The sequence below is a fragment of the Streptomyces sp. NBC_01077 genome (assembly GCF_045162855.1).
Classification (GTDB): domain Bacteria; phylum Actinomycetota; class Actinomycetes; order Streptomycetales; family Streptomycetaceae; genus Streptomyces.
The window spans coordinates 9,386,897-9,413,599 of the sequence record NZ_CP108669.1; the positions used below are offsets into that span (position 1 = coordinate 9,386,897).

Annotated in this window: 21 protein-coding genes and 7 pseudogenes; 14 read left to right on the forward strand and 14 right to left on the reverse strand. The window is 67.0% G+C overall.

The window, feature by feature from the left end; genetic code table 11:
* Positions 1-362: 362 nt before the first annotated feature.
* The 3 genes and pseudogenes from OG462_RS42080 (at position 363) to OG462_RS42090 (ending at position 1,453) form a co-directional block, all read left to right on the forward strand.
* Positions 363-737: a hypothetical protein gene (locus OG462_RS42080; RefSeq protein ID WP_406054138.1), complete on the forward strand. Its 375-nt coding sequence runs from the start codon at positions 363-365 to the stop codon at positions 735-737.
* Positions 738-983: 246 nt separating this feature from the next.
* Positions 984-1,200: pseudogene (locus tag OG462_RS42085) on the forward strand (M20 family peptidase); the annotation flags it as partial.
* A 118-nt stretch (positions 1,201-1,318) separates the two neighbouring features.
* A complete protein-coding gene (locus tag OG462_RS42090) occupies positions 1,319-1,453 on the forward strand; it encodes a hypothetical protein (protein ID WP_406054136.1) in 135 nt (44 codons plus the stop codon).
* A 265-nt stretch (positions 1,454-1,718) separates the two neighbouring features.
* Here OG462_RS42090 and OG462_RS42095 read toward each other — a convergent pair whose 3' ends face one another.
* Positions 1,719-2,339, reverse strand: coding sequence for a DUF6233 domain-containing protein (locus OG462_RS42095; protein WP_406066229.1), 621 nt, complete (start codon positions 2,337-2,339; stop codon positions 1,719-1,721).
* A gap of 318 nt (positions 2,340-2,657) precedes the next feature.
* Between OG462_RS42095 and OG462_RS42100 the strand changes: the two genes are divergently transcribed.
* Positions 2,658-3,995: an endonuclease domain-containing protein gene (locus tag OG462_RS42100; RefSeq protein WP_406054132.1), complete on the forward strand. Its 1,338-nt coding sequence runs from the start codon at positions 2,658-2,660 to the stop codon at positions 3,993-3,995.
* 1,245 nt (positions 3,996-5,240) lie between these two features.
* Here OG462_RS42100 and OG462_RS42105 read toward each other — a convergent pair.
* Positions 5,241-5,723: pseudogene (locus OG462_RS42105) on the reverse strand (IS5/IS1182 family transposase); the annotation flags it as partial.
* Positions 5,724-6,849: 1,126 nt separating this feature from the next.
* Between OG462_RS42105 and gcvP the strand changes: the two are divergent.
* Together gcvP and OG462_RS42115 are read left to right on the forward strand one after the other, a co-directional pair.
* Positions 6,850-9,783: an aminomethyl-transferring glycine dehydrogenase gene (gene gcvP, locus OG462_RS42110; RefSeq protein ID WP_406054130.1), complete on the forward strand. Its 2,934-nt coding sequence runs from the start codon at positions 6,850-6,852 to the stop codon at positions 9,781-9,783.
* Between the two features lie 559 nt (positions 9,784-10,342).
* Positions 10,343-10,798 (forward strand): hypothetical protein, encoded by a 456-nt coding sequence (locus tag OG462_RS42115; protein WP_406066231.1) that lies wholly within the window; start codon positions 10,343-10,345, stop codon positions 10,796-10,798.
* Here OG462_RS42115 and OG462_RS42120 read toward each other — a convergent pair.
* On the reverse strand, positions 10,752-11,015 hold the full coding sequence (locus OG462_RS42120) for a hypothetical protein (protein ID WP_406054126.1): 264 nt from the start codon (positions 11,013-11,015) through the stop codon (positions 10,752-10,754). The two genes, OG462_RS42115 and OG462_RS42120, sit on opposite strands and share 47 nt — an antisense overlap.
* A 52-nt stretch (positions 11,016-11,067) precedes the next feature.
* The gene (locus tag OG462_RS42125) at positions 11,068-12,495 is read right to left on the reverse strand and encodes an NF041680 family putative transposase (protein WP_406054124.1); all 1,428 of its coding nucleotides are present in this window, start codon (positions 12,493-12,495) and stop codon (positions 11,068-11,070) included.
* A 286-nt stretch (positions 12,496-12,781) separates the two neighbouring features.
* On the opposite strand from OG462_RS42125, the gene OG462_RS42130 reads away from it, so the two are divergent.
* The 4 genes and pseudogenes from OG462_RS42130 (at position 12,782) to OG462_RS42145 (ending at position 14,331) form a co-directional block, all read left to right on the forward strand.
* Positions 12,782-13,273: a hypothetical protein gene (locus OG462_RS42130; RefSeq protein ID WP_406054122.1), complete on the forward strand. Its 492-nt coding sequence runs from the start codon at positions 12,782-12,784 to the stop codon at positions 13,271-13,273.
* A gap of 11 nt (positions 13,274-13,284) precedes the next feature.
* Positions 13,285-13,905 carry a transposase gene (locus tag OG462_RS42135; protein ID WP_406054120.1) on the forward strand — a complete coding sequence of 207 codons (621 nt, stop codon included), beginning with the start codon at positions 13,285-13,287 and terminating at the stop codon, positions 13,903-13,905.
* 42 nt (positions 13,906-13,947) lie between these two features.
* Positions 13,948-14,037, forward strand: a pseudogene (locus OG462_RS42140) (transposase); the annotation flags it as partial.
* A 147-nt stretch (positions 14,038-14,184) separates the two neighbouring features.
* Complete coding sequence (locus OG462_RS42145; protein ID WP_406054118.1) at positions 14,185-14,331, forward strand: hypothetical protein; 147 nt, start codon at positions 14,185-14,187, stop codon at positions 14,329-14,331.
* Between the two features lie 1,272 nt (positions 14,332-15,603).
* Here OG462_RS42145 and OG462_RS42150 read toward each other — a convergent pair.
* The 3 genes and pseudogenes from OG462_RS42150 to OG462_RS42160 all read right to left on the reverse strand — a co-directional run.
* Positions 15,604-15,877 (reverse strand): annotated as a pseudogene (locus OG462_RS42150) (restriction endonuclease); the annotation flags it as partial.
* A gap of 7 nt (positions 15,878-15,884) precedes the next feature.
* Complete coding sequence (locus OG462_RS42155) at positions 15,885-16,634, reverse strand: transposase family protein (protein ID WP_406054098.1); 750 nt, start codon at positions 16,632-16,634, stop codon at positions 15,885-15,887.
* A 117-nt stretch (positions 16,635-16,751) separates the two neighbouring features.
* Positions 16,752-17,003, reverse strand: a pseudogene (locus OG462_RS42160) (restriction endonuclease); the annotation flags it as partial.
* 237 nt (positions 17,004-17,240) lie between these two features.
* On the opposite strand from OG462_RS42160, the gene OG462_RS42165 reads away from it, so the two are divergent.
* Positions 17,241-18,314, forward strand: a complete 1,074-nt coding sequence (locus OG462_RS42165) for a hypothetical protein (protein WP_406054116.1) — start codon at positions 17,241-17,243, stop codon at positions 18,312-18,314.
* 27 nt (positions 18,315-18,341) lie between these two features.
* Here OG462_RS42165 and OG462_RS42170 read toward each other — a convergent pair whose 3' ends face one another.
* Both OG462_RS42170 and OG462_RS42175 read right to left on the reverse strand, forming a co-directional pair.
* Positions 18,342-18,728, reverse strand: a complete 387-nt coding sequence (locus OG462_RS42170; protein ID WP_406054114.1) for a hypothetical protein — start codon at positions 18,726-18,728, stop codon at positions 18,342-18,344.
* A 142-nt stretch (positions 18,729-18,870) separates the two neighbouring features.
* Entirely contained in the window at positions 18,871-20,397 is a 1,527-nt protein-coding gene (locus OG462_RS42175; RefSeq protein ID WP_406054112.1) for a UvrD-helicase domain-containing protein, read from the reverse strand.
* A gap of 124 nt (positions 20,398-20,521) precedes the next feature.
* Here OG462_RS42175 and OG462_RS42180 point away from each other — a divergent pair, with 124 nt between their 5' ends.
* Positions 20,522-21,271 carry a transposase family protein gene (locus OG462_RS42180; RefSeq protein ID WP_406054110.1) on the forward strand — a complete coding sequence of 250 codons (750 nt, stop codon included), beginning with the start codon at positions 20,522-20,524 and terminating at the stop codon, positions 21,269-21,271.
* A 6-nt stretch (positions 21,272-21,277) separates the two neighbouring features.
* Here OG462_RS42180 and OG462_RS42185 read toward each other — a convergent pair whose 3' ends face one another.
* From OG462_RS42185 to OG462_RS42195, 3 genes are all read right to left on the reverse strand, one after another.
* Complete coding sequence (locus OG462_RS42185; protein ID WP_406054108.1) at positions 21,278-21,466, reverse strand: hypothetical protein; 189 nt, start codon at positions 21,464-21,466, stop codon at positions 21,278-21,280.
* Positions 21,467-21,608: 142 nt separating this feature from the next.
* Positions 21,609-21,971: a hypothetical protein gene (locus OG462_RS42190; RefSeq protein WP_406054106.1), complete on the reverse strand. Its 363-nt coding sequence runs from the start codon at positions 21,969-21,971 to the stop codon at positions 21,609-21,611.
* Positions 21,972-22,000: 29 nt separating this feature from the next.
* Positions 22,001-22,417: an ATP-dependent nuclease gene (locus tag OG462_RS42195; protein WP_406054104.1), complete on the reverse strand. Its 417-nt coding sequence runs from the start codon at positions 22,415-22,417 to the stop codon at positions 22,001-22,003.
* Between OG462_RS42195 and OG462_RS42200 the strand changes: the two genes are divergently transcribed.
* Together OG462_RS42200 and OG462_RS42205 are read left to right on the forward strand one after the other, a co-directional pair.
* The gene (locus OG462_RS42200) at positions 22,313-22,531 is read left to right on the forward strand and encodes a pentapeptide repeat-containing protein (RefSeq protein WP_406054102.1); all 219 of its coding nucleotides are present in this window, start codon (positions 22,313-22,315) and stop codon (positions 22,529-22,531) included. The two genes, OG462_RS42195 and OG462_RS42200, sit on opposite strands and share 105 nt — an antisense overlap.
* Before the next feature lie 382 nt (positions 22,532-22,913).
* Positions 22,914-23,724: pseudogene (locus OG462_RS42205) on the forward strand (IS5 family transposase).
* Between the two features lie 527 nt (positions 23,725-24,251).
* Here OG462_RS42205 and OG462_RS42210 read toward each other — a convergent pair.
* Positions 24,252-24,314: pseudogene (locus OG462_RS42210) on the reverse strand (SEC-C metal-binding domain-containing protein); the annotation flags it as partial.
* Between the two features lie 1,024 nt (positions 24,315-25,338).
* Complete coding sequence (locus tag OG462_RS42215) at positions 25,339-26,286, reverse strand: zinc metalloprotease (RefSeq protein WP_406054100.1); 948 nt, start codon at positions 26,284-26,286, stop codon at positions 25,339-25,341.
* Positions 26,287-26,703 lie beyond the last annotated feature (417 nt).

Sequence of the window (26,703 nt, forward strand, 5' to 3'; positions counted from 1 at the left end):
ATGCAGAATCATCTCCTGCCGCAAATGAGACGGATACCCGGCTCGAGAATTCTTCCGTACCAATCGTGTACGGCGGTCTCGAGGCGCCACGGCTCACCGGTCCCGAGCCCTCGCGTCCGACTGGAGCCGCGGCGCTGGCGCCCGCGGTCCGCGGGCAGATGGGCCTCCTTCCGGCTCCGGACGCCCCTTTCGCCTGCGGTTTCGGGTCCGGAGCGGCGTTCCATGGCGGGAGATCCCGGTCGAGTGCGGACAGTGGAACCGGGTCTGTGGCCCCCTTCCGCCGGTGGCAGTGTGACGGCGCCTGGCGTGGGAGAGGGTGGCCCCGCAGCTGATGGAGCGAGAGATCGAGTTGAAGGCCGTGCATGTGCGGACCCGGGACTTCTTGGAAGCGCCTGGATTCCAGCCAGGCCGACCTGCCCGGCGGCGGGCTCGCAGCCGAAGCCGCCGCCGGACAGGTTGCCCCCGGGTACGACTTCCTCGAAGGGCACCGCGAGGGCCTGGCCCTGCTGACGAACCTGCCGGTGCGCGAGATCGCCGCCAAGGCCGTCGGCGTCGAGCGGCTGCGGACCCTGCCGCTGGTCATCCCGAGTGGAGTGATCACCGGCTTCGTCGAGCGCTGGTACGGCCCTGACTTCCGCTCGCAGATCCAGACCGCCGCCGAGACCGGGCCGCCAGGCCCCCACTCCGGCATCCCGGGCGTTGACCGGGCACCTCACCCAGCCTCTGGGCGCCAGTAGTGTTCTGGACCACGGCTGCGGCCGAGGCATGACGTCGCGCATTACCCCTCGACAAACCTGGACGCTGAAGGATTCGGCCCACACGACGGTTTCGGCTGGCCCGGACCCGAGAGGACCGGCTTTGACCTGGTCACCTCGATGTCCGTCCTGAACGTGCTGCCCGGTGCCATGGCAGCCGATCCAGGCACTCAAGGATGCTGCGCCCTTCGCCCGTCCCGGCGGCCACGTTGTAATCGGCACCCGCAGTCCGCAGCCCGGGCGGCGGGGCTCGATGTACGGGCTAAGACCGCTGGCCCGTCGAACATCGGGAACCTCCTCGCGGTCACGGCATCCCCGCCACGGCCGGATTCGGCGTCCCCTACGAGGGCCTGCACGGCATCGACGAGCGCGCCTCCCTGGCGAACTCCCGGCTGTCTACGCCATCCACCAGCAGGCTGTGGCCGGTCTGCTGCACGCCGGCTGACCGCTCCCTGCCTTTGCCCCGGAAAGTCACCAGGCCTTGCTCTGCAGAGGGCAGTCCGCAGCCGGTCTCATGTGCATGCACCGCGCAGGAACAACCCCTGAACCCAAGCAGGCCGGCCATGGCCGAGCAGACCGAGACCACCGTGCCCGCCGTCCGCTTCGCGGCCGAGGCCAATGCCCAAGACATCGCCGAGGCCACCCTCCAGCGCCAGACGTTCAACGACAGCGACAAGGACAGCTACTTCGAGGGCTGATCAGCTCAGCGCCTTGTCGCCCCCGCAGCCCAATCCGCTGCCTGGAGTTGTGGGTGAGCCTTGCTGTCCGCGAAGCCGATGCTGCGGAGGGGTAACTGCTGGTTGAACTCGCTCGGCCGAGCGGGGCCGGGGACGTAGTGCACCGTGCGCAGCAGGACGGCGTTCCGGTCAATCACTCTCGACTGATTGCTGAGGATTCGGAAGTGCTGGCCGAGGCCTACCCCAAAGGCGATTCCCAGACTGGACAAGGCGGGTGCTGCTGGGCTCAAGGCGCGGTCTGTTGGTTTCCGGGGGTGAGGGATGTGGCTGCTGCGCATTCTCTGCATGCTGCTGCGCGGGGTTGGTTGAGTGCGGCCAGTGCCTGTTCCCGGTCGAGGGTGTGGTCGCTGGGTGTGCAGCCGATGACGTGGATGAGGGTGGCGCTTGGGTGCCCGGGGCGGTGGGGGAGGTGCTGGATGGTCCAGGCGGGCTGGCGCCGGTGGGGCAGGGCGTTGTCTGTCCTGGTGGGGACGTGCTGGTAGGACACGTCTGGCAGGGGGCGTGCGTGTGCGGGGCTCACCCAGGCACGGTGCTCGGCAGGCTCGGCGGCGCCGTTTGGGCTGTTCCGCCATATCAGGATTCCGACCTGGTACTGCCAGCCGTTCTCCTGCCGGCGGCGGGCGTGCAGCCGTGCGCGGACTTCCTGGCCGTCGGGGAGTATGACAGTGATCGGTGGCGTGCGGTGTCCAGCATCTCCTGACTCCATGAGCCCTCCCTTCTTGTCTTTTGCCGCCGCAGGTGGCATCGCAGCAGTGACCCCTTGGCGAACGAAGGCGCATATCGGTGCGTGCCGTACTGCGGGATATGCAGCGTCACCCGCGAGATGACGATCCGTGTCGCGTCTCATGTCCCGCCCCCTGACCACGGAAGAGCAGCGGCGAACCGCCCCTCAGGAACCAGGCCCAGCTGAGCCGGCAATATCAATGGCCTTTCCGCGCAGTGTCCTGACGCGAAACAGTCACGGGTGTGTCCGGGGAGCCGCACCTGCATCAGCGGGAAGCACGATCCGCCCCTTCCTGGCGTAGGCCATGACGTGTATCACCGGGAGGGGTAGGGGCTGATAGTCGTAGCCGGCGCCCCAGTTGGGGGTTCGCAGCCGCTCTGTTCGCGCAGCGTGCCGGTCACCGTCTATCACCTGGTCGGTGCCGGCCGTTAGCCTGTTGGTATGTCAGAGCATGTCATACCGGGCCGTAGGGGTGGCCTGATCTCCCTGAGCACCGCGGACTCTTTGTGGGTTGATCTGACGAGCGGGAGTGCGGTGCCGACAGCTGTCGCGGCGTTCACATGCTCGCCTGCTGATGCCCGGGCGGGGTACGTCCTGCTCGGCGGTCGTGTGGTGACGACGGTGACGGCAGACGGCAGCCGGTGGAGTGTTCCCCAGACCGAGGTGCGCCGGGCGGCAGCGGAACTGAACGCGGTGCAGATGGAGCGCCAGGACCTGGTCCGCATCGGTCCGTTTGGCGGCATGCCAGGGCAGGAGCATGACGAGGGAATGCTCCTGCCCTGGCGTCGGCGCATCAGCCGGGAACTGCAGGAGCCGGGCGAGACCGGGCGGGCAGCACGAGATGAAGGCAGCCGGCCGAGCCATCTGGCAGGGATCGACTGGCGTCGGGTACTCGTAGAGCAGCCCCACGGCCGGGCAGCAGGAACGTGGTGGCTGCCGCGCGCTGTGGTCAGGGTGCTGGACGCAGCCGAACATGCCGAAAGACGGTGGCTGCACGCCACGCGGCAGGCAAGCCAGACCCCAGTTGAGCTGTCATCCACCCACCGGCAGGCCAAAGCCGCCGCCGGACGCGAGACGACGAGTACGGACGACTCAGCCACCGTACTGCAGGTGTACAACGGGGAGCTGAAGGGCCAGTTGTACTCGGCAGTCAGCAGGAAGCCCGGCGTCTGCGGCAAGGTGGCCGGGTGGGCGTGCGCTGTCTGCCGCACCGCGCCCGCCGCAGTCCTTGATCACTGCCACGAACACGGCTATGTCCGCGCCCCTGTGTGCCATTCCTGCAACACACAGGAACGGCCCGACCACCTGTACAGCAACGACATTCGTGTGGCCGGCCACTACACACGCCTCTTCGACACCCACGCCGCCGACTGGCTCCCTCACTGGCACCGATGCCCTGGCTGCCGAGCCCGCACCACGCTGCCCCTGCCGCACCTCGCCGCATGGACCGCCCACACAGCCTGCCGTGCCATGCGCCCGGCCCACCGCGCCCCCCGCGGGCGCAAACCGTGCGGTCTGCTGCGCGTGTCCTGGACGGGCAGCCAGAACGCGCCCGGGTCCTGTCTGCTCACCGTCGCCGTCGACCTCTGTCCCACTGGCGAGCACCGAGTCCTGACGCAGGTTCCCTATCGCGAAGCCGTCCTACAGTTTCGTACCTGGCTGGCCGTGGCGGCCCCGGCCGTGGCTGCCGCGGCCGGTCCCGACCGCCTGGACGGCCTCCCCGACCGGGTCCGTCCCGTCATCGCGGATACCAGCGGTGAGGACCTGGCGCTGTTCTGAACGAAAAGGGGCCCGCACCCGAGGTCCTTGACACCCAAGACCATGGATCTTGAGGATCTCGGAAACGGCACCCACAGCGCCGACCAGGCCCTCACCCGTCACAGCGCCGCCTCACCGTCATGCGGGAGGCCGCCCGGAACCGAGGCCGGAGCTGGGCGGGTGCCGGCGGGGGGCGGGTAGCGTGGTGACTTCCGGGTGGTTGGGCCCGGCATTTCACGGCGGGTTACGGGGCGCTGGATGGTCACAGCTGGCGGGGCCGGGGACAAGCTCCCCAACAGGTTCGAGCACTGGTGGACGGCTCTGCAGGTCGCGCGGTTGCTCAGGGGCGAGGCATCAAGCATTCATCTGGAGCCATTGAACGCAGCCGGCGAGGGCATTGAGTTCGAGCTTCGGCTTCCGGACGGTCCGTACTGTGATCAGGTCAAGGCCAGTGGGAAGCCGTGGACCCCAGGAGCGCTTGTCGAGGTGCTGCGGAAGGTCAAGGCGCACCTTGCCGCGGGCAAGAGGGTCCGTCTGATCGTGGCGACTGACGCCCCCAATCTGCGTGGCCTGTGTGCGCGTGCACGGGATGCTGATCTTTCAAAGACTTCGAAGAGAGCCGGACAGCTCCGCACGCTGAGCTGCTTGCGAAGGCCGTTGCGGCGTAGGCGGATGCCGACCAGGAAACCGCGTGGAGGTACCTGCGGCTGGTCGACGTTCTGCATGAGCAGGAGGAAGGGCTACAGCGGGCCGTGAACTTGAGCTATGCCGCGTTGGTGCAAGGTGACCCCGAAGCGGTCGGCTCCATCCTGCGCGCCCTGTTCGACCAACAGATCCACCATGTTCTGACTGCTGGTGTGGGGCTACCTGGAGAAGAAAAAGCCAGGCGACGTTTCCTGGTCGGGGACACGACCACAGTCGATGCCCTGCGGGTGACAGTTGAGCGTCTCGTCTTCCACGCCAAGGCTCAGCCTGCGTCTTTCGTTGCCTTGCTGCACGTCCGCATGCGGACGATCTCGTCGAGATGCTCACCGCGATGGACCCGCCCAGTCGGCAGATCGTGCTGTGCGAGGGAGCAGCGGGCATGGGGAAGCCCACGGTCGTCAGAGAGGTCGCGCAGCGCTTGCAGGAGAGGGGTTGGTACACGGCTGCTGTGCGGATGAGCGCGGACACGCAAAGCGCGGCCGCCCTGGGCCGTAGCGGTCCCGGTTACTACATTCGGCCTACGAAGGCAGCGTCCGCATGGGTCCGGGGGCCCGGCGAGCTTGTGCTTTGTCCCAGGGCGTGATCGCGGACGTTCGCTGGCGCGGGCTCGGCGGTCAGAGGTATTCCCTGCGCTGCGGTCAACTGCGAGTGTTTGATCCCCTGTTCAATGCGGTCAACAGGACTTCTTCCCGTGCTCTCGCCGTCGGCGGGCGCCGTGGTGATACATCCGTCCGTGATGAGATGGTCCAGTTTGAGGCCGATCATGCGATCGTAGGCGGACGGAACCGGCAGTCGGAGTTGTTTCATCACACCGAGTGCGCCCCTTCGCCTCTGCGGCGGCGGAGCGTGGTGACGGAGCAGGGGTCCTCGGCTACTCGTCCGTATCCGCAGTCGAACACGAGCACCTGCATCAGACGGGCGAAAGCGACCCCATCTGGAATTTAGAGGGCTGCGCCAGCCCAACGGATCACGGTCCACCCGTTCGGGCGACAGCGCCAGGAACTGGTCGCGGACTAGCTTGAACAGGCATGCTTGGACCGGCAGGCACGGTCACCCCGAATGATCGTGAAGCACAAAAACCTCCAGGATCGGGGACCGCGCCTGCACCGCTTCACCCGCCTACTGGCGGACGCCCTAAGAGGCGGTGGAAGGCGGCGGAGGGTTCACGACCTCCGTCTTGCACTTCGAACATATGGGCTGTGGATAAGCTTGACTAATTCCCGCCGATCCTATGGCTAACGCTGCTGCAAGGCCTGCTACTGACGCCAGTCGCCCGACCCATTCGATCCTCTTTTGCATTTTCCCTACCTGACTGTTCGCGGATATTTATTTCAAACACAGGGCGCCCAAGGCTTGAGTGACGGTACTCAGCGGCCGCGGCTCCTTGTTCGGCCCTACCTTATAGGTAGTACTACCCTTTTCCTTCTCTCGGTCCACGACGCATATTTCGCCCCTCGAGGATTGGACAGCATAAAGCGCGTGGCAGATAGGGTATTAAATACTCATTTACGTCCGCTTTGGATGGCCCTGGGTGAGAGTCTTGTGGCTGGTCAGCTCCTTGACGGGATGGGGCGATCGCCGATCACGTGCGTACCGAGCTCGTCATCGACGCCCTCGCGGCAGCCGATCAGACTAAGAGGTCCTGGCCGGGGCAGTTAGGCGCATCGATCACGGCTCGCAAAACCGGGACTCAATCGGTCGTTGCAACCCTCCGTAAGACAGGGATTAGCCCCAACCGGCTCACGTCAGTCGCGAGAGCCGTCCTCGCCCTCTCTGCTTGGCGTACTCGCAGCCCTGCGGGGGGCGGCCGGCAGTGTTCCGGGCGGATGACCGGACGCGGCAGCGCGGGCCGCCGACCGGTCCTCCCGGGTTCGCTGCGCTCTTCCCTGGCGTGCCGGACACGGCGGCGAGCCCGGCCGGAGGCAGCGGGCGCGCTCCGGAGTGGCGGCACGCGGGCCCGTCACGCCAGCCGGCTTGTGCCGCCGCGGGCTGCTCGGTGCGGGGGCCGCAGCGGGCCTGGGTGTGCGGATGCGCAGGCTGCCGCAGCCGGTGCCGGGCCGCCGCCTCGATGGCCGGATCCGAGTAGTGATTACTCAGTGTCGATTCGGGCGTATTGGCGCCAATGGTACTGAAGCTCACCTTCTTGGACCCGTATCCTGGAGCCAGAGTCATGATCGATACCCCCTTGGCCATGCTGGAAAACGCCTCCCTTTACGCCAGTCGCCATATAGGGATGACGGAAGAGGAATCGGGCCGAGTAGCCGCATACCTTGGGTATCCGTCGCCGGCTTGCCTTTCCGGAGAAGCAGTACCGGATGCCATCCGCGAGAGTGCGCCTCCGGGCTTGCCGGATGCGGTGGATGAGCAGACCGTGCTGCAGGAGCTCGCCGGACTGGCTGCCCGCAACAAGCGCATGGTCAACATGATCGGGCAGGGGTATTACGGCACCTTCACGCCTCCTGTGATCGCGCGGAATGTGCTGGGGAATCCGAGCTGGTATACGGCCTACACGCCGTACCAGCCTGAGATCTCGCAGGGACGCCTGGAAGCACTGATGAACTTTCAGACGATGATCACGGATCTGACCGGACTGCCCGTGGCGAACGCATCCCTTCTGGATGAGGGGACCGCCGCTGCCGAGGCGATGATGGTGCTGCACCGGGCAGCGCAAAGCCAGAGCCCGCGTTTCGTCGTCGACGAGGACTGCCTGCCCCAGACGATCGAAGTGGTCCGGACGAGGGCGGAACCGCTGGGCATAGAAGTGCTCGTGTGTGACGTGGCATCGGGCTTGCCGGAGGAAAGCTTCTACGGCGTCCTGCTGCAGTACCCGGGCACCAGCGGTGTGGTGCGCGACCTTGCATCCACCATCACACAGGCACACCGCCGCGGTGCCAGGGTTGCGGTGGCCGCAGATCCGCTGAGCCTGGTCATCCTTGCCGCACCCGGTGCCATGGGGGCCGATGCGGTCGTCGGCAGCACTCAGCGTTTCGGATGCCCGCTCGGCTTCGGCGGGCCCCACGCGGGCTATATCGCCCTGAAGGCCGATCTGCGCAGGCAGATCCCCGGCCGTCTGGTGGGTGTGTCGGTCGATGCGGACGGCCGCCAGGCCTACCGGCTTGCACTGCAGACACGCGAACAGCACATCCGGCGCGAGAAGGCCACGAGCAACATCTGCACCGCAGCAGTGCTCTCCGCCGTGACCGCCGGAATGTACGCCGTCTATCACGGTCCCGACGGCCTGCGGGCAATCGCCCACCGGGTCCATCGTTACGCCAGGGTGCTGGCTGCCGGGCTTGCCGCCGGGGGCATCGAACTCGTCCACGGCCAGTTCTTCGACACCGTACTGGCGAAGGTTCCCGGCCGGGCCCGGCACGTGGTGCAGACCGCTGCCGGCCGGGGCATCAATCTCAGGGCGGCGGGCGAGGACTGCGTCGGCATTGCCTGCGACGAGACCACCCGACGTGAGCACCTTGAACAGGTATGGGCCGCATTCGGCGTGGCCGGACACGACATCGACACCCTCGACGGCAACGTCCGCACTGCCGGGTCCCCTTGCCCGCTGCGAGAAGATGCCATTCTCTCCCACCCGGTATTTCACGAACACCACACGGAAACCGGCATGCTCCGGTACCTGAAGACCCTCGCGGACAGGGACTACGCACTGGACCGGGGCATGATCCCACTCGGTTCCTGCACCATGAAAATGACTCCGGCTGCGGCCATGATGCCTGTGACCTGGCCAGGCTTCGCCGACATCCATCCCTTCGCCCCCGCCGGGCAGACCGAAGGCTACCGCGAGCTCATCCGGCAGCTGCAGCAATGGCTGGCCGACATCACCGGCTACGACGCAGTCTCACTGCAGCCCAACTCCGGCGCACAGGGCGAATTCGCCGGCCTGCTGGCCATCCGGAAGTACCTGGCATCCCAGGGCCAGTCCCACCGCGACATCTGCCTGATGCCCGAAAGCGCTCACGGGACCAACGCAGCCAGCGCAGCGATGGCAGGCATGCGCGTCGTCGTGATTTCCTGCGACGCCGACGGCAACATCGCCCTGGACGACCTCACCGCCAAACTCGAGCAGCACCGGCACGAAGCAGCGGTGCTGATGGTCACCTACCCCTCGACGCACGGGCTCTTCGAAGAGTCCATCACCCAGGTCTGCGCCCTCGCCCACGACGCAGGCGCCCAGGTCTACCTCGACGGCGCCAACCTCAACGCCCTTGCGGGCCTGGCCCGCCCAGGCAGGTTCGGCGCGGACGTCTCCCACGTCAACATCCACAAGACCTTCGGCAGCCCGCACGGCGGCGGCGGCCCGGGCATCGGACCCCTGTGCGTCCGGACACACCTGGCCCCCTACCTTCCCAACCACCCCGAAGAGCCGCACGCCGGCCCCGCCGGCGGGACGGGACCGATCGCGGCCGCGCCGTGGGGATCGGCCGGCATCCTGCCGGTCTCCTGGGCCTACATCAGGCTCATGGGAGCCGACGGGATACTGAAGGCCACCCAGACAGCCATCCTGAACGCGAACTACATAGCCCGGCGCCTGGGCCCCCACTACCCCATCCTCTACACAGGCCCGCACGGCCTGGTCGCCCACGAATGCATCATCGATATACGCCCGATCACTCGCAGCACGGGCATCAGCGTGACGGACGTCGCCAAACGACTGGCCGACTACGCCTTCCATGCCCCCACCGTCTCGTTCCCCGTTCCGGGCACACTGATGATCGAACCGACAGAATCGGAGAACCTCAACGAACTGGACCGCTTCTGCACGGCCATGATTGCGATCAGAGAAGAGATCGGCAAAGTCGCCAGCGGCGAATGGCCGCAGCACGACAACCCGCTGCACAACGCACCGCACACCGCAGAATCACTCACCGGGCCCTGGCCGCACCCGTACTCGCGCGAAGAGGCAGTGTTCCCTCTGCCATACCTGCGCACAGCCAAGTACTGGCCTGCCGCTCGCCGATTGGATGACGCATACGGGGACCGCAACCTTGTCTGCTCCTGCCCGGCTGTGCAGAACTACGACATCCATGCTGCTCAGGGACTTCCCCCGGAGGCACCCCTCCTGCTCGGCGCCTCAAACCATGCCAGGTAATCCCGGCCGCCGGTACCGAGGCGGTCGTCTTCGCCCCCCGGGGCACCGGGGGACCGAACGGGCCGCTCTGTGGGCGGCCGCGTCCTGCCGGGGGTTGACCGGATACCGGGAGGCAGGTGGCCGGGGCCGCATGGACGGGGCCTCTATGTGTTTGGTCAAGTCCGACAACCAGTAGGTTCGTGCGGTCGAGCGGGGCGAGCCGGAGCCAGCCAAGATCACTCCCCTTGGGCCGGCTGTGGTCTGCAGTCGGCACCTGGGTACGTCTGCTGCCGCAGGTCCATGCCGCGGCCGATGCCGCCGGTGACATCGGCGGGAACGTCTCGGCCGATTCGACGAGCGCGCGCACCAGCACGCGGCCGGTGCTCGCAATGACCCGCCGCCCGGCCCAGCCACGTCAAAGGGGGACTTCGCGGCGGAACAGCAGGCCGAACCTCCGTGGCAGAGCCTGTTCGCCCGGCTGGCGCAGGGGGTGCAGGCGGTGAGGGACCGGGCCGCACGCGGGCGGCTTCACCCGCAAGTCCACTTGAGTACCGACGGACGCTGCCGCCCGCTGTCCCCGGTGATCACTCCAGGCCAACGGGGCGACAGTCCCCAGTTCAAGCTGGTACTGGAGAAGAACGGTGTTCCCCGCCTCGGACCGGGCCGCCCCCACAGCAAGCCGGACAGCGTCGCCGCGGACAGGGCCTACAGCAACCGGCCCTGCCTTCAGTACCTGCGGCGCCGTGGTATCCCGCACACGATCCTGGAAGACCGACAGCCGGGCCGCCCGCCTGCGCAAGGGGTCACGCGGCGGACGACCACCGGGCTTCGTCGAGGACCGGTACAAGAGACGCAACGCCGTCGAGCGGGCCATCTGCAAGCTCAAGCACCACCGAGCGCTGGCCACCCGCTACGACAAGCGAGGCTACGCATTCATCGGAACCGTCACCGCCCTCGCCATCTGGCTGAAGTCCTGACGCCGAGACCGGTCACCACCCCAGATCAGCCGGCCGCTGTTGCCCGCACGGAACGATAACGCCGTCCTGGTCGAGGACCTCGGAGGAGTTGGCCGAGTTCACCCACACTGTGATGCCCTGGGCATGGACAACGACGTTGAACGGCGACTCCTCGGGCTCCAATTCCGTCACGACGCTGAACTGTTCACCGGGACGCATCCAGTAGTCGGTTCCCCAGGGCTCCACCCACAAGCAGAGCACGCTCTCGGTCTCGTTGCTCACGCTGGTCTTTGACACGCCAGAACGCTAACAACCAGCATGATCGGCCGGACAGCTCTAAGCTTGCCGTTTAACCTTTGCGGGCTTGATGTTCCTTGATCGACTCGGCGCGTTTGACGGTCTTGCCAACGCTGTGGTGGCTGGCCCGGTGCTTGTTCTTCGATCCTGGGGGTCGGGATGGTTTCGGTGCGGCTGCCGGGCGGGCCGCGGTCGCGCGGACGTTGCGAAACCCCCACCTGACCCGGGCGGGGGTGAGGCGACGCGGTTCAGTTCGTCGTTCCCAGGGGCGCCGGAGGTCTTCGGCGAGGGGCCGGATGAGATAGAGCTGGGCATGTGCGGCGATGATCAGCCAGGTCCACAGATCAGCGGTGTCGGCGCGGCGGATCTTCGGTGCGGTCCATCCGAGGGTCTGTTTCATCAGCCGGAAGGTGTGTTCCAGGTCGAAGCGGCGGAGGAAGGCCTGCCACCACCGGTCTACGTCCGCCGATGTGGCTGAGGTTGCGGAGCACCCCAGCCAGACTGGTTTCGGTTCGCGGATGCCTGGCAGGCGCTCGACCGTCAGTCGCATCAATGTGCCGTGCAGGACGGGTAGTTCATTTCTGCGGTCCAGCCAGGGGCCGCGGTGGGTGAGCCGGGGATGCATCCGGTTCCAGGCCATCGTCTCTGCCTTGCCGTAGTGGGTGGTGTTCGTGGCGGTGGTGATGTCGGGCTGGTGCCAGGTGTCGGGCTTGGCGAAGGTGAGGACGCTGCCGTGCCGGCCGGGCCTTCCGCCCTTGGGTCCGGAGCGGGTGGGGCCCGGGTCGCGGAGCATGACGCGGTCCGAGCGCAGTCGTCCGAGCAGCACGACGGGCAGGTCCCGCAGGGCGTGGGAGAGGTAGGTGACGTCGTAGCCGGCGTCCATCACGATCAGGATCTCGGGGTCGCCTGGCTTCCAGTGTCCCGCGTGGGCCAGGCGTCGAACGACCTCGCGGAGTTGGGCGGCGGTGACGAGTGTCGCCTCGTCTGCGGGTCCGAGCCGCTGGGCGTCCAGTAGCCGGCACCAGGAGGTGCGGCCTGTTTCCAGGGCGGCGACGAAGGAGTACGGCCAGCCAGGGATGAACTGGTCCTTGCCGCGGTCGCCGCGTGCGTAGACGTGGCAGAACAGCCGGTTATCGCTGGTGGGAGCGTCGGGGCGGAGCCAGTTGCTTACGTCCACGGCCAGTACGATCCGCCCGTCCGGTGTTCTCGGCAGCGGCAGGCCGGCCAGAGCGCGTCGCAGGCGCGTCGGTTCAATCCAGCCGCGGTTCAACCCCGCATACAAGGTCCCGTGTCCACGCCGGTGTTCGGCCGTCAGCGACAGCTCGACCAGGGTGTTCACCGGCCCTTCCGCACACAGCACCGCGTCGGTCAGCTCGAAGAGCACGTCAGCCCGGGCATACAGGCAGTCGTAGAACTCGACACGAAAGCGGGACAACACATCCAACGCCTCGCGTCCGGACACCTCGGCAGGCAGGCTCATACACGGCGGCAGTTCTCTGGTGCTTCCTGACTCGACATCTCGAAGCGTGGAGAACGGCCGCCTCCGCTGTCAGGGAAAACACCGCAGATCAGCAGGTCGGGTGACAGGCGAGGTTAAACGGCAAGCTAAGCGGAGAAGGGACGGGAAACCATCGCGACCCTGAAACACACCATCGCAGGAACCATGCGCTCAGCCCATCTCGGCTCACGGCAAACGCCGTCGTCAGTGTCGGGGGTTAGGAGTCCCCTCCTCCAGCGCCGGCCAACTTTGAGAAGATCAGGAGCTGTTGCATGAAGCGGGAGCGGGCGACCCCATCCTGCACGAGATGCTCGACCGTCTCGAACAGAGCACTTGGCCACTCGACCTCATCACCGAAGTCCACCTCTTCGGCTCCTGTATCCGCGGCGCCCCGGAAGTCGGTGACATCGACGTCGTGGTCCAGCACACCACCGACGAAAGCTGGACACAGCAGGTAGTCGACGCCCTGTTCAGCGGCTGTGACGGCCACACGCCCATGCGTAGGGGTCTGCGCGGCAACCGCCGAGGCATCAGCTTCCAGTTGCAGGAACGTCAAGCCCTCCAGGACGAGGGCATCGACCTCCTGCTGCTCTGGAAGCGGGGCGAGCCGATTGCCCTCGCTCGGCAGAGGCTCGCCGCGATCGCCGTCGACCGGGCAGCCGGACGCGCTCCACGCGACCACGTCCTGCCTGCCTACGAGACGATCGCCGACCTGCTGCCCCGCCCAGTCCGCATCGGCCTGCACCGCTGGAGCACCTGATTGCCGCACGGGTGACGCTGGTGGTGATCGAGGCGACCTCGGACTGGAAGCCATTCTGCTACGTGCTGGCCGAGGGCCTGAACGTGATCCTGGTCAACGCGCGCCAGGTCAAGAACCTGCCGGGCCGCAAGACGGATGCCTCGGGCGCGGCCTGGCTGGCCCAGCTCGGTTCCCACGGACTGGTCCGCCCCTCGTTCGTGCCGCCCCGACCAGTCCGGGAACTACGTGACCTCACCCGGGCCCGGACCACCGCCACCCGGGAACGCTCCCGCGTGGTCCAGCGGCTGGAGGACACCGGCATCAGACTCTCCGTAGTCGCCTCCGACATCATGGGCATCTCCGGACGGGCCATGCTCGAAGCCCTCATCCGTGGCGAAGCCGACCCGCACGTCCTCGCGGACCTGGCCAAACGCAAGCTCCGCAACAAAATCCCCGAACTCACCGAGGCCCTGACCGGACGCTTCCGTGAACACCACGCGTTCCTGACCCGCCTCCATCTGGACCAGTACGACCAGCTCACCACCATGATCGACGAGATCACGGCGCGGTCGAGGAGGCGATGGCACCCTTTCGTTCCGCCCCCGACCTGCTCGACACCATCCCCGGGATCAACCAGTACGTTGCCGAAGTGATCATCGCGGAGACCGGCGGGGATATGACGTCGTTCCCCCTCCGCCAGGAACCTGGCGTCCTGGGCGGGCGTCTGCCCCGGCCACCACGAATCCGCCGACCGCACCAAGAACACCAGAGTCCGGCCCGGCAACCCCTACCTCAAAGGGGCCCCCCGGACTCGCCGCGTTCGGCGCAGTCAGAACCAAGGACACCTACCTCGCCGCCCGCTACAAGCGGCTCACCGCCCGCCGCGGCCCCCCGGCGGGCCCTCGTCGCCGTCGAGCACTCGATCAGGGCACATGCTCACCGACAACGCCGCCTGCCAGGAACTCGGCGGCACCTACTTCACCCAGCGACATCCCGAACGCGCCACCCGCCGGGCCATCGGCCGACTCAATCAGCTCGGCTGCACAGTCACCCTCAACCCCAGGGAAACCGAGGCCTGACGGGAAGACCTCTACACCCGGCAGCCATCCACGGCCACCTGGCACCCAGCCATGCCCACACCCACTCTGACTGCTGTTATATACGCGTCCTAGACCTCGGCGAGGTGCGTGACGGTCTCCCCGGACGCCAGTCCTTTCCCTGTCGGAGGGAGAGTCATTTCGTCGTGGGCGCCGGGCCCGTGCGTGCTCGGGCAGAGATCACCACTGGCCACTGTCTCCCCCGCCGCGAGCGCGGCCAGTTCCTCCAGTAACTGGACCGGCAGACCATTGTCAGAGACACCGGAATCGACTTCACGTCAACCCTCAGCAGTCGCATCAGTCCCAGCAGGCGACAGGCTGCCAGCCATCCCGATCGTGTGCCCCGCCGCCGTACCCCTGTTCTTCGTCCAGGATGCCGTTCACCTGCCGCATTGAGCTGGGTCAGTACTCAAGATGGCAATTTCCTGCAGATCATTCTGCACGATGCTGCCGCCCGCCCTGCTTCCCCTGTTTCCTGATTTATGAAATATTCAGTTCATAAAAGCCGGGACCCTGCGTTCCGGCCTGGCCGGGATTCAGGCTATTTATTTCTATTTCAAAGAAAGGTCAGGAACCGAAATGCTTTCACTCATGAAGGCTTCTTCTCGTCTGCGTGGCTTCGTTGCTGTGGCCGGGATTGCTGCAACGTTTTCCCTACCCGTTGCCGCCCATGCCGAGAGCGGCGTTTTCGAGATTACGACAGCTAGTCAGTGCGCGTCTATTCCGAAGATGACGCAGAAAATTGTGAACGGAACTGAACGGGAAATCGTTCTGTACTCGGATGCCAATTGCACTACCCCGGCGGCTATACTCCCCCCGCGGGGACAGCAGGGAGACAATCAGTTCCTCGGGTACGAAGGCTGATTGTTCGGGGGGTGTACCTATGCCCTTCGTCAAGGATGCGGTGCCGGGCATGAGGCTGTCTGGGGTAGTCAGGCGGCGAGGGCTTGAACCGCCGTTGCTTACCATCGAGCACTCGCTCCACCCGTCGGCACCTGGGAAGTACCTTCGGCGGGTACGAACTACTCCTCCAGCGCCCAGCGCAACAACCGCTCCAGTGCCTCCTGGCGGAACTCCCACCGCCCGACCGGCAGACGAATCCGGCCAGCCCGTCATTCACCGCCCACGGCTGCGCCTGCCCCGTGGAGCCCTCGCCCGCGACCACGAGCTCCCACCCGCTCCCGCCGCGGACCCGGCACTCGCCTCCCGCCGAGACCGAGTTGCCGACCCGAGCGAGGCGGCCAGAGTTCGGCGTCAGGACAGGGGTGCGGGCCGGCGGGGCGGGGGAATGGCCCCAGAAGTTCCCGCAGAGGTCTCGAGCCGCTGGCCCATTGGGCGAGGAGGGGGCGGTCGGCCAGGTACAGGCGCTGGGACCGGGCGAAGCCGAGTGCCGGTTTGGAGAACCTGCCGTTGGTGACGAGGACGACGACATCGCCCTTGTGCACCGGTCGGCCGGTGCCGTTGAGCACCTGCAGATCCGGCGTACCCACCGCGGAGCCGGCAGACCGGCCCTGCGGTGCTTGCACTGAGCATTTTCAGCGTTGCCTCTCCAGGGTGAGGACCGCGGCGGCGATGTCCGTCATGCGGTTCGGGCTGCAGCGGCTCCGGCGGAAGATCCGCCAGGACTTCAGGCGGGCGACGCCTCGTTCGACAGGAGCGCGGGCCTGGGCGAGTGCCCGGTTCAGCGTCCGTTCGGTCGGTGACAGTTCGCCGTTGGGCGGGCGGCGGATGGCGGTGGTGACCCAGGAGCCTGCGCCGATGTAGGCGCGGTCGGCGACGATCGGGACGCCCTGGCGTTCGCAGATCCGGATGATGCGGTGGGTGCGTGCGGCGGTCAGATCGTGAGCGCGGCCCGGCAAGGCCGGCGAGATCCACAGAAGCTGGCCCTGGGGATCGGTGACTATCTGCACGTTCACGCCGTGGCGCCGGTGCTTGTGGGAGTAATCGGCGCGTGCGTCGCCCAGGCGGTCGCACTCGCTGAGGGTGCCGTCCAGGAGCACGTAGTCCGGGTCGTGCTCGCGCAGGGTCTTGAGCAGGCCCGGCGCCCGGTCGGCGAGGAGCCGCACGACGGCGGTGGTGTAGGCGTGGGCGGTGCCTACGGATATGCCGAACCCGGCGGCGATCTGCGCGAGAGTGTCGTGCTTGCGCAGGTAGGCGAGAGCGACGAGGGCGCGCTTGTGCGGCGGGAGCTTGCAGCGGCGGTCACCCTCACGGGTGACGATAAGCATCGTGACCCACTCGACCAGCGCATGAGGCAGGTCGAGTGCGGCAGGATAGGGAACCAACAGGGCTCCTGGGCCGGCAGGTTGAGACTTCGAACACCTCACCCAACGGCCCGGGAGCCCTGTCCGTTGCGGGCGCCAAGGTCATCACCCGATCGGTGGCCACGCTGAAAATGCTCACTGATTCACCCAGCGCTGCCCGTACGGATCGGTCGCCTTCATATCCGCGCTGTTGTCCCCGGCCCCACCGACCTGCACCGCGTCCGCGCACCCATCGCGCCGCATCAAATCCCGCACCGCTTCCTCGAACTGCCGGTGATGCAAAGCGTCCAGCTGCGCCAGCGCATAACGCAGCCCCTGAGACCTCACCCGCTCCCACTGAGCCGCACGCCGCCGCTGGACCCTCCAGCCCGCCACGGCCCCGCCCACAAGGCAAGCGCCGCCCCGCGTGCGCCCGCCTCGCAAGAGCCGCAGCCATTCCATCGCAGGTGAGGACGCCATACCTAACTCTACGCGCGTGACAAAGCAGCGTGGCTTTTGCTGTTCATCGACAGATGAACAGGGGCACCGGTCATGCATCGAAGGCGACCGAACAGGCCCTTCAGCGAGGTTGGACCCCCGCGCGGTGGGCGCGGAAGCTGCCGTGGTGTGCTCAGTAGCGTCTTGCGCATGCCTCGGAGTGAACCCAGCAAGGCTGATCAGGAGCTGATCCGGCAGGCCCGCGCGCAGGGATATGCGGTCAGCGCGAGTCAGCTTGAGCGATGGCGTCGGCGTGGCCTGCTGCCGCAGCCGACGCGTGTCTACCGCGGCCGGCACGGTACCGCGTCGGTCTACCCGGACGGGACGAGTGACCTCGTCTGTGCACTCGCCCGACTCAGTGTCCCGGGAAGGCGGAGCGACGACCTGGCACTTCTGGCGTTCTTCGACGGCGCCGATGTCCCCGAAACGGCGCTCAAACTCGCGATCGCACGCACCTACTTCAACCGCTGCCTACGCCACGAGAACGTGATCGCCCAGGCCGCGGCACGTGTGCCCGAAGGATGGGACTCAGCACTCGGCAAGGAGTACGAGGCCGCAGAAGCCGAGGCCCGGACCGAACTGGCCAAGGGTGGACGGGCAGTGCGCCAGATGAGGATCAACCTGCGCCGCCTTCCGGACCTCGCAGGTGCTCCGCAGCGACAGGTCGACGAGCGGCTTCTCGGCGTCCTCGTGGGCCTGAACAGGTTGCGCCTGCCCGAGGACGACCACGAGTTCATGGCCGACCTATCAGCAGCGCTGGCCTTCGACTGTTCCCAGGACGACGATGACGTCTTTGCCGTATGGGAGTACGCGGCCATCTCTCACTCGTCGCAGATGGCCCGCTATGAGGAAACCTCTCCCGAAGAGCGGTTCGATCTGCTTCTTGAGACGAGCCGGGAAGAGCTCTGCAACCTCAGGGAAGAGGTACGGACAGCCGTCGACCAGATGTGGCACCGCGCGACCTGGGGCCTGGAGTCTGAAGCAGACCTCTCCCGCCCCTCGATGGCCCGGAACTCGGCCGGCATGTTGATGGAATGGATGAGCGCACGACAAGTCCAGCCAGGGAAAGTATCTATGGCCGACCGCTACTTTCTGAGTCTCGGTCATCTTGAGCTGTGCTGTCTTGCCGCCGAGCGCAGCGTGGGCGCGGCATGGCAGCATCCCGTCGGGGAGGGCCGTGCGCGATTCATCGCCCGTACCACCTGGCCCCGACACGGAACCTGAGCGCCGAAGCCTGCTCGGCTGCTGCTTTCAGACCGCCAGGAGTCCGTCAGGGATGCCGAAGACCTGGTCGAAGGCGACTCCGCGTGTGGCGGTGACAACGAGGCAGGGAGTCCCGGAACCGGCCGTGGTGAGGGGACCCGCCTGCCCGAGGCCGAGTGCGTCGTGCGGGCCCAGGAGGCCGAGGTTGTCGAAGACGCAGTAGAGAGGGATCCCGGTCCAGGCGACGGGCTGCAGAGGGGCGGTGACCGCGGAGCGCTCCACGGCATGACGCCGGCCGGCCCGGCCGGCCCGGCTGGTCATGCGGCTCTTGCAGCCGATCAGGTCGGCCTGCCGCCCCTCGGCGGCGATGAGGCCGGATGTCCGGCGCAGCGAGCTGGTGGTGTGCTGCAGAGCGAGCCGTACAGGTTCGCCCATGACTCCGTGCCTCAGGGGCTGACGTGCCATCCGCGGTGGTTGAGTTCCTGGGCGACGCGCGGCGCATGGGCGCCACCGATCGCCTTCCTGTCCGTCAGACGTCCGCGACGGTGCCTGTCTTCCGGTGCTGTACTCCTGCAGTTCACTGGGATGCGGGAGGCGAGGGCGGGGTGAGGGGCGGTGCCCCGACCGGCCGGACGAAGACGACCATGTGCCGGGCGCGGGTGATGGCCACGCGAAGGAGGCGACGGGTCTCGGCGGTGCGTTTGGTGTCCCATTGGGGATCGAGAAGCTTGGATCGGTGGATGTCTTCGGCGATGACCACTCCGTCGAACTCTTTGCCTTTCGAGCGGTGCATGCTCATGAGGCTGATGTCGGTGTGCTCCTGGCGGGACATGGCGAGGGACTCGTTGCCGAGTGCGCGTCTGATGGCTCCGGCCGCGTTGCGGTAGGACATTGCGTCCCCGGCTTCCATGAGCACCCAGGCGAGGAGATCGGTGGCCTTGAGCAGTCGAAGCATCCGAACCTGTTTGAACATTTCGTCAAGTTCCCTGGCTCCGGTCAGGAGGGCACGTGCTGTCTGCCAGTCGGCGACCGGCTGGCCGGTGAGCCGGATTCCGCGTGCGTGACTGGCGATCAGGAGCTTTGCTGCCTTCGACTTGACTGCGGAGTCGCTCTGGATTGCTGCGATGGCGTTCTCAAGGGTCTGCACGGTCGTCTTGGCGCCGGTGGTGCCGTTGCTGAACTTGACCCGGTAGTAGTCGGCTGCGGCGCGCAGGGTGCGGGTGATGGCGTCCGTGGGGGCCAGTCCCGGCCACTCGAGGATGGAAGCGACGACGTAGCCGGCTGCTGCCGATAGTTCCGGATCGAAGACGAAGTCGTGCTCGATGGCGGGGAGCTTGTGATGTCCGATGGAGCCCTCGCTGGTGATCTTCTCCGAGATTCTTCCCAAGAAGGCGTTCTCGCGGGCGAGGACGGCGATGGTCGGTGGCCGGCCGAGTTCGGATTCGAGGTGCTGGCGAAGCGCGATGACGGCGTAGTGGGTGAATGCCTCGACCGGGGGAGCGTTGTAGGTGGCGTAGTGGATGGTCTGCACGGCCTCCGGTGCCGGGTGAGGGTTGGCGCGCAGGACGGCGTTGGCGTAATCGAGGAGGCCGCCTGAGGGGCTGCGGTGGTTGTCGGCGGACAGGTCGAACCGCGTGGGCTGCAGGTGATCGATTGCGTGGTTGATCCGTTCGGCGTCGACGCCGGGAATGTGGTCGAAGATCCGCTGGTCCGGGTCGGCCAGGCAGATCACCGTCGACTTCGCGGCGAACGTCTTCACCGCCCGCCACTGGTTGGTGTTGGTGTCCTGGAACTCGTCGACCATGACCACGGGGTAGATCTGCGTGTAGAGCGTCTGGACGGCTGTGCTGCTCTCCAGGAGAGTAGCGGCGGCCGGAGCCAGTTCGTCGAAGCTGTACCGGCCCTGTTCGGCCAGTCGGCGACGCTCGGTCGGCCAGTGGCCGTCGAAGTCTGTCTTGAGGTGTTTCTCCCTCTCGGGAGTGATGAACGACGACGGCGTTCCGGTCACCAGCCGGCCGTGGCTGCGTACGAGGTCCATGAAGAAGGCATGGAAGGTGCGGATCTCGATGAGGCTCTGTGTCTGGCGGTCCAGAACGCCACTCATCCGTTGAGTGAGCTTCTTCGAGTTGGCCACCGATCGGGTGATGGGCCGTGAAGCGCAACGAACGAGGCCCCCGAGCTGTTGATCGAGATGTCTGATGTCTCAATCACGTTGCTCGGGGGCCTCGTTGGTCATCCATCCTGCCGCACTTGACCTGCCGCATGCACTCGTGGAGTGGGTCACCATGCTGGTTGTCACCCGTGAGGGCGACCGGCGCTGCAAGCTCCGTCCGTCTCAGCGGGCGATGGTGGCACTGGTGTACCTACGAGAGCACACCACTCTGGCAAAGATCGCCGCCGGGTTCGGGATCAGCGAGTCCACCGCCCACGCCTACACCCGCGCGGTCGTCGACCTGCTCGCCGAACGAGCACCGGGTCTGCTCAAGACGCTGCGCGAGCACGATCCCGATTTCATCCTGCTCGACGGCACCCTCGCCGAGTGCGACCGGGTCGGCGACGGCCGGGCCGACTACTCCCACAAACACCAGCGCCACGGCGTGAACGTGCAGGTCGTCACCGACCCCGGCAGCCGGCTGCTGTGGCTCTCGCCCGCCCTGCCGGGCCGCACACACGACCTGACCGCCGCCCGCACCCACCGGATCATCCGAATCTGCGAGCGCCAGGGCGTTCCCATCCTGGCCGATCTCGCCTACCAAGGCGCAGGACCGTGGCTGACGACCGGCATCAAACGCAGACCCCTGCAGGAACTCACTTCCACCGAGAAGACCCTCAACCGGGCGCTGGCCGCAGCACGAGCGCCCGTCGAACGCGGTGTCGCGAGCCTGAAGTCCTGGCGGATCTTCCGCAGGTCCCGATGCAGCCCCAACCGCATGACGTCAATCGTCAAGGCCATCCTCACGCTGGAGCGGCAACGCTGAAGAAGCTCAGTGATCTGCCGGACCGCCGCCCGCGAGAAACTCAGGAAGAGGACGCGCTGTCCCGGCTCGAGCGTGCGGGGCGTACTGCTGCGCCTTGAGCAGGGCGATGGTCGTCTTGCCGCAGCCGGGGCCACCTTCGATCAGCAGATGCCCTGACGAGTCGAGGATCGCCTGGCGCTTCTCGTCGATCTTCATCCGAGATCGTCATCCGGCTCGCTGCCACTGTCGTCCGGCTCCTTGATGGCCGGTGCCGGCGTGGTGCGCAGGTCGAGGTCGATCTGAACGAGGAAGTCGGCAAGGGTCCACGGAAGTTCGGACCGGTCTGCGCACTGTGAGATCAGCAGAGCCGCGTATCCTCCCCCTTCCTCTTCTTGAGTACCTGCGTGGTCAGCTTCCGGGCAGATTCGTCATCGGCGTGCTCGTCCAGGAAGCCGGCGTTGTGCGGATAGTCGGAGCGTGTGGCCACGTGCTTGAGGAACCGGCGCTGCACGGTGACAGGAATCTCCACCGTCAGCAATTCCTCGACCCCGCTGTATCCGATGACCTCGTACCGGGTGAAGTGGGCGGCCTTCGCTTCGGCATCGGGGGTGAGAGGGCTGGTCGGGGTGTCATGCATGCCGTAGACGGGCTTGCCCATGGCTTTGAAGACGGGTGCGAACAGGGGCACCGACGTGTCGCCCTGGGCGTCGAAGACGGTCACGCCGGCGAGGTCGATGTGGACGTACTCCTTCAGCGACGGTCCCGGTCACGGTCGAGGACGTCGGAGACGATCGGGAAGAGGGCGGCCTCTGTCGCGCCCTCGACCACGAGCACGGCCCGGGCAAGCACGGCCTCGGCGAACTGCCGCTGGTTGGCCAGGTACCGCTTGAGTTTGAAGCCCGCGGGGAAAGTGATGTCTTCGCTGGTCATCGACCCTGTCGAGTCGCGGTCCAGGACGACGATCTGCTCCGGGGTGAACCGCTCGATCACGTACGGCGAGTGCGACGTCACGATCGCCTGGCCCATGTTGCGGACCACGTGATCGACCAGGCGCCGCTGCGCGTGCGGAGGAAGCGCGATCTCCGGTTCCTCCATCGCGAAGATGACAGACTTCTCGCCCTTCAGCTCCGCGATGTACGTGAGCAGCGCGAACACCAGCAGGTTCAACGAGCCCGTGCTGAGAGTGGCCTGTGCGAGGCGAACCTGCGCAAGGCCGTCGCCCACGGCGCGGTCTTCCAACGCGCCGATCTCCGCATGGCCGACTTGCGCGGCACGACTTGAGCACCGCCAACTGTGTCGAAGCACGCCTGGCCGGCGCCGTGGCCAGCGAGCACACCGGCTGGCCCGCCGGCTTCGGCCACACGGCCGCCGGAGTTCGTCGACACCGATGACTCCGGCCCCGAGCCCTGGCCCCTCCTCCAGTCCCCGGGGATGGTGTGGCAGGCGCTGCCGCTGCGGTCCGCTCCCTGGCCAAGACGCGCCGGTCAGGACAGCGGCGACCGCGGTCCGCCTGACGGCACCACTCAGCGGCGTCCTGACCGCGCGGGCCCAGACCGCCAGACAGATCCGGAGCCGGTATCGCTCCCAGGGCCGTTACTGGCCGATGCAGAATGAGTGGGCATTGCTCTTGGGGGTGCGGGGTGGTGCTGGCAGAGTTTGTGCAGTGTTGGATGATCTTGTGTCTGATGATCTGTGGGAGCGTGTTGCCCCGTTGCTTCCGCCCCGGCCGCCACGGCGCCGGAGGTATCCGGGGCGGTTGCCGGTGGATGACCGGGCTGCGTTGCGTGGCATCGTCTATGTGCTGTGCAAGGGCGTGAGCTGGCGACACGTGCCTGCGGAGCAGATTGGCTGCAGTGGTGTGACGTGCTGGCGGCGGCTGCGGGACTGGACGGAGGCGGGGGTCTGGCCCCGACTGCACGAGGTGCTTCTGGCTGAGTTACGGAAGGCGGGTCTGCTGGACATGGACGACGCCGCGGTCGACGGCTCGCATGTCAGGGCCCTCAAAGTGGGGCTCACACCGGACCTTCGCCGGCCGGCCGTGCGCGTCCGGGCAGCAAGCACCATCTGATCACCGATCGGCATGGCACCCCCTTGGCCGTCTCGCTGACCGGCGGAGACCGTCACGACGTCCACTCAGCTGATGCCCCTGCTGGACGCGATACCCCGCATCCGTGGGGTTCGCGGGCCGGCCGGGACAACGACCGGGCCGGCTGTTCGCCGACCGCGGCTACGACTACGGCATGTACCGACGCCTCCTGCGGGCCCGCGGTATCACTCCGAAGATCGCCCGCAGAGGCACAGCTCACGGTTCCGGCCCGGGCAAGACCCGTTGGGCCGTCGAGCGAACCCTTGCCTGGCTTCACCAGTTCAAACGACTACGGATCCGCTACGAGATACGCGCCGGCCTCCACCTCGGCCTGCTCAAACTCGCTTGCAGCATCATCTGCTTGAGACGACTCCGAACCTCATTCTGAAACGATCAGTCAGTACCACGGATCTCGCTCGCCCTGCCTGCCGCCCGGCGCAGCGCCAAAGAGCGGCGGCCTGACCTGGCAGGGAGAGCGTGGTCACCTGTGGCTCGCAGCCCACTGGTTCCACCCCGCACCTACCGCCGGTCCTCGAGCTCGGACTTGCCCACCTGAGGCGGTGAGACACCCGCACAATCCTGGCCCTCACCGCCGCGGGCCTTTTTCGGGTGGGGTGCGGGGAACATCTGATCACCAACGAGAGCGCCGGCGAGGCCGTGCCGTGACCGAACAAGACACCCTTCGCCCTTCGCCGGCACCTCCCCCCCGGATGAGGTTCGGGCAAGACCGGTACCTGAGTGTTCTGTTAAACAGGCAGGTCAGAGGCTGGACTGTGCTGGTGCGGCGAGGTCTCGGCTGTCTCTGGGAGGAGATCATCCCCCAGATTTCTTCCAGCGTCTGGAGCTGGGACGGTGGCCCGTCGGCGCGCCGCATCCGCGAGCCGCCGTGCGCAAGCACGTTTCCACCCTGCAGGGCTACTCGGGTACCCCTGCAGGGTGGCACCGGCGGGCCTTGCGGCCTGAACCGCAGGGGCAAGTGCGCGTTCTTGCCGACGTTACGGCCTGGGCGGGCTGGCCTCACCTCAGGAAGGGGGGCACAGAGACCTGCTGTCTGCCGGGCTCTCGCCAGAGGGACAGCGCTGGGGACATCATCACCCTGGTCCAGTAGCCACTGCGCGGCTGCCTTGCCAGATGCGTCGGGGAAGGCAGCTGCGGCCTGAGAAAGCTCGGCGCGGTCCAGGACCTGCCGGGCGATGAAGCCGTACGAGCGGCGGTGGCTGAAGTATTGCATCGCCTGCACCCGGAAGACGTTGGGCGCGAAAGTGGCGCCCATCGTGGTTCATCCCCAAAGGGCAGCCCGCACACAGCGCACCAGCCGACGGCGGCCAGTACGAGCTTCCGCCGCTCATTGACGGCTCCGAAGCCTGCCCCATTCGCCCCACGCTCTGCTGCCGCGATCACTGGGTACCCCCGGAGATCACGTTCCGGATGGCCGGGACGCTGGGGTGGTATGACCTCCTGCGGCCTCAAGGCCACCTCCAGTGTCCGCAGGGGCAACCAGGGTTAATAATGATGATGAGATACCCCGGCCGGCGTGCTGGCTGGCCTTCGGTCGTGTACGGGCGGCACGTGCATCGCCCGTCCGTCGCACGCTCCGCTCCGCCGAGGGCGGAGCCACTCGCCAGCCGCTGGCTCGGCGCCGGTGGGTACCGGCCGCAGGCAGCCGTTGTCGCGGCTCTGGCGCGGCTGAAGTTCTCAGCGGTTACCCGCCTCGCAACTGGCGGTTCCCTCTGGAGCAGCCGGGGCCTGAACATCGCGTTTTTTCGAGGTGGCCCTCGCCGTGCGCCCGTGGCGCGCTGATGACCTTGCGCGCCTCCTGGCATATCCATCCCGTCGGGCCGGGCGGCGGATGCTGCATGAGTGCGAAGCGGTTCACCCTGTGTCCAGGCCCAAAGACTCGCGCGACGGCCCCCCGCACCGTTCGCGCAGCGGGCCGTAGGCGGAACGGGCCGTGGCTCCCGGGGAGTCCCCGGGAGCCACGGCGCTGTGTCCGGACGGTCCGTCAGGCGCGGTAGGCGGTCCAGAAGTGCTTCATTCGGGTCACCTGGCCCGAGGTGAACTGGTACATGCAGGCGTCGTATGTGTAGTCCATGAAGTTGTGGATCGGGTCCACCCCGGTCTTGTTGGCGCAGGAGTCACGGCCGGTGGGGCACTCGAACGCGGGGCTCTTCTCGGCCGGGGTGTCGGCTACGCCGTCGCCGTTGCCGATGCAGCCGCCCTGGAAGGTGTGGTAGAGGCCCATCCAGTGGCCGACCTCGTGGGTGGCGGTGTCGCCCTGGTTGTAGTTCGTGGCGGAGCCGCCCGGCAGTGAGGTGTCGAGGATGACGACGCCGTCCATCTTCGGCCGGGTGCTGTAGGCGTACGGGAAGGTCGCCCAGCCGAGCAGGCCGCCGCGGAGGCTGGCGGTGTATATGTTGAGCGCGTTCGCGCCGCCCTTGCGGAGCGTCCGCTTCATCCGGGTCTCGGCGAGGGATCCGTCCTTCAGGTTGTACCAGTGCGCATTGTCCGTGTAGTCGGTGGAGACCAGCGAGAAATGGAATCCCGAGTTCACGTTGCCGGCGCCCTGGCCCGCGTACGCGGCGTTGAGAACGGCGATCTGGCTATTGACGGCCGCGGCACTGAGCTTGCCCGTCGTGCCGCTGTGGATGACGTGGAAGTACACGGGGATGGTGACCGTGGCGGCGGACACGCGGCCGGCGGCCCGGGCCTGCGGCATTCTCTTCTCCAGGTCCGCGTCCATGGCCTTGGCCTGGGCGGCCGTGACCTCGTTCGGCTCGGCCTGGGTGGCGTGGCCCTTGGCCTTGCGTGCGCCGGAGAGGGCGGAGGGGCCGTCTGCGCACTTCTCGGCCGAGGCCAGGGTAGTGGTGGAAGGGGCGGCCGCCGGGGCGGACAGCGGGGCCAGGGCCAGGGTTCCGGCCATAACAGCGGTGCCGAGCACGCGACGTGACATACGCGGTGATATATGAATAAAAGCACGCACGGGTAACTCCTTGTGGTGGGGAGGTACTTCCTCGCCACTGACCGGAGGTTATGCGGCCATGTCACATTCCGCTGAGGATCGATCAGGCCTATTGATCTGGCGGGCAAATGGGGTCATCGGGAAGAAATCTTGCGCTGCAGGCGGGTCGCCTGTCTGGTTTCGAACGTCCGAACTCGCCACCAGTCATGGTCGTATGTTCTTCCGTCAGCAGAGGGGATGATGGCTGGTATTCGCCGTCGCGGTGTCTGGCGGGACATGTCAGCCCACAAGTGAGTACGCCGGCTCGACATGCTGTGTTAGGTCTGGCTGTGTGGTCCGGACGCGAACAGGAGGCCGACGCCGCCGCGGTCCGCCTTGCCGCAGAGCGTGTGGCGTGGACAGCCCGGC

Excerpts from the sequence above, each read along its gene's own strand:
- OG462_RS42080 (WP_406054138.1), top strand. The coding sequence starts at position 363 with ATGTGCGGACCCGGGACTTCTTGGAAGCGCCTGGATTCCAGCCAGGCC.
- OG462_RS42090 (WP_406054136.1), top strand. The coding sequence starts at position 1,319 with ATGGCCGAGCAGACCGAGACCACCGTGCCCGCCGTCCGCTTCGCGGCC.
- OG462_RS42095 (WP_406066229.1), bottom strand. The coding sequence starts at position 2,339 with ATGAGACGCGACACGGATCGTCATCTCGCGGGTGACGCTGCATATCCC.
- OG462_RS42100 (WP_406054132.1), top strand. The coding sequence starts at position 2,658 with ATGTCAGAGCATGTCATACCGGGCCGTAGGGGTGGCCTGATCTCCCTG.
- gcvP (WP_406054130.1), top strand. The coding sequence starts at position 6,850 with ATGATCGATACCCCCTTGGCCATGCTGGAAAACGCCTCCCTTTACGCC.
- OG462_RS42125 (WP_406054124.1), bottom strand. The coding sequence starts at position 12,495 with ATGAGCCTGCCTGCCGAGGTGTCCGGACGCGAGGCGTTGGATGTGTTG.
- OG462_RS42145 (WP_406054118.1), top strand. The coding sequence starts at position 14,185 with ATGCTCACCGACAACGCCGCCTGCCAGGAACTCGGCGGCACCTACTTC.
- OG462_RS42165 (WP_406054116.1), top strand. The coding sequence starts at position 17,241 with ATGCCTCGGAGTGAACCCAGCAAGGCTGATCAGGAGCTGATCCGGCAG.
- OG462_RS42170 (WP_406054114.1), bottom strand. The coding sequence starts at position 18,728 with ATGGGCGAACCTGTACGGCTCGCTCTGCAGCACACCACCAGCTCGCTG.
- OG462_RS42175 (WP_406054112.1), bottom strand. The coding sequence starts at position 20,397 with ATGAGTGGCGTTCTGGACCGCCAGACACAGAGCCTCATCGAGATCCGC.
- OG462_RS42185 (WP_406054108.1), bottom strand. The coding sequence starts at position 21,466 with ATGAAGATCGACGAGAAGCGCCAGGCGATCCTCGACTCGTCAGGGCAT.
- OG462_RS42215 (WP_406054100.1), bottom strand. The coding sequence starts at position 26,286 with ATGTCACGTCGCGTGCTCGGCACCGCTGTTATGGCCGGAACCCTGGCC.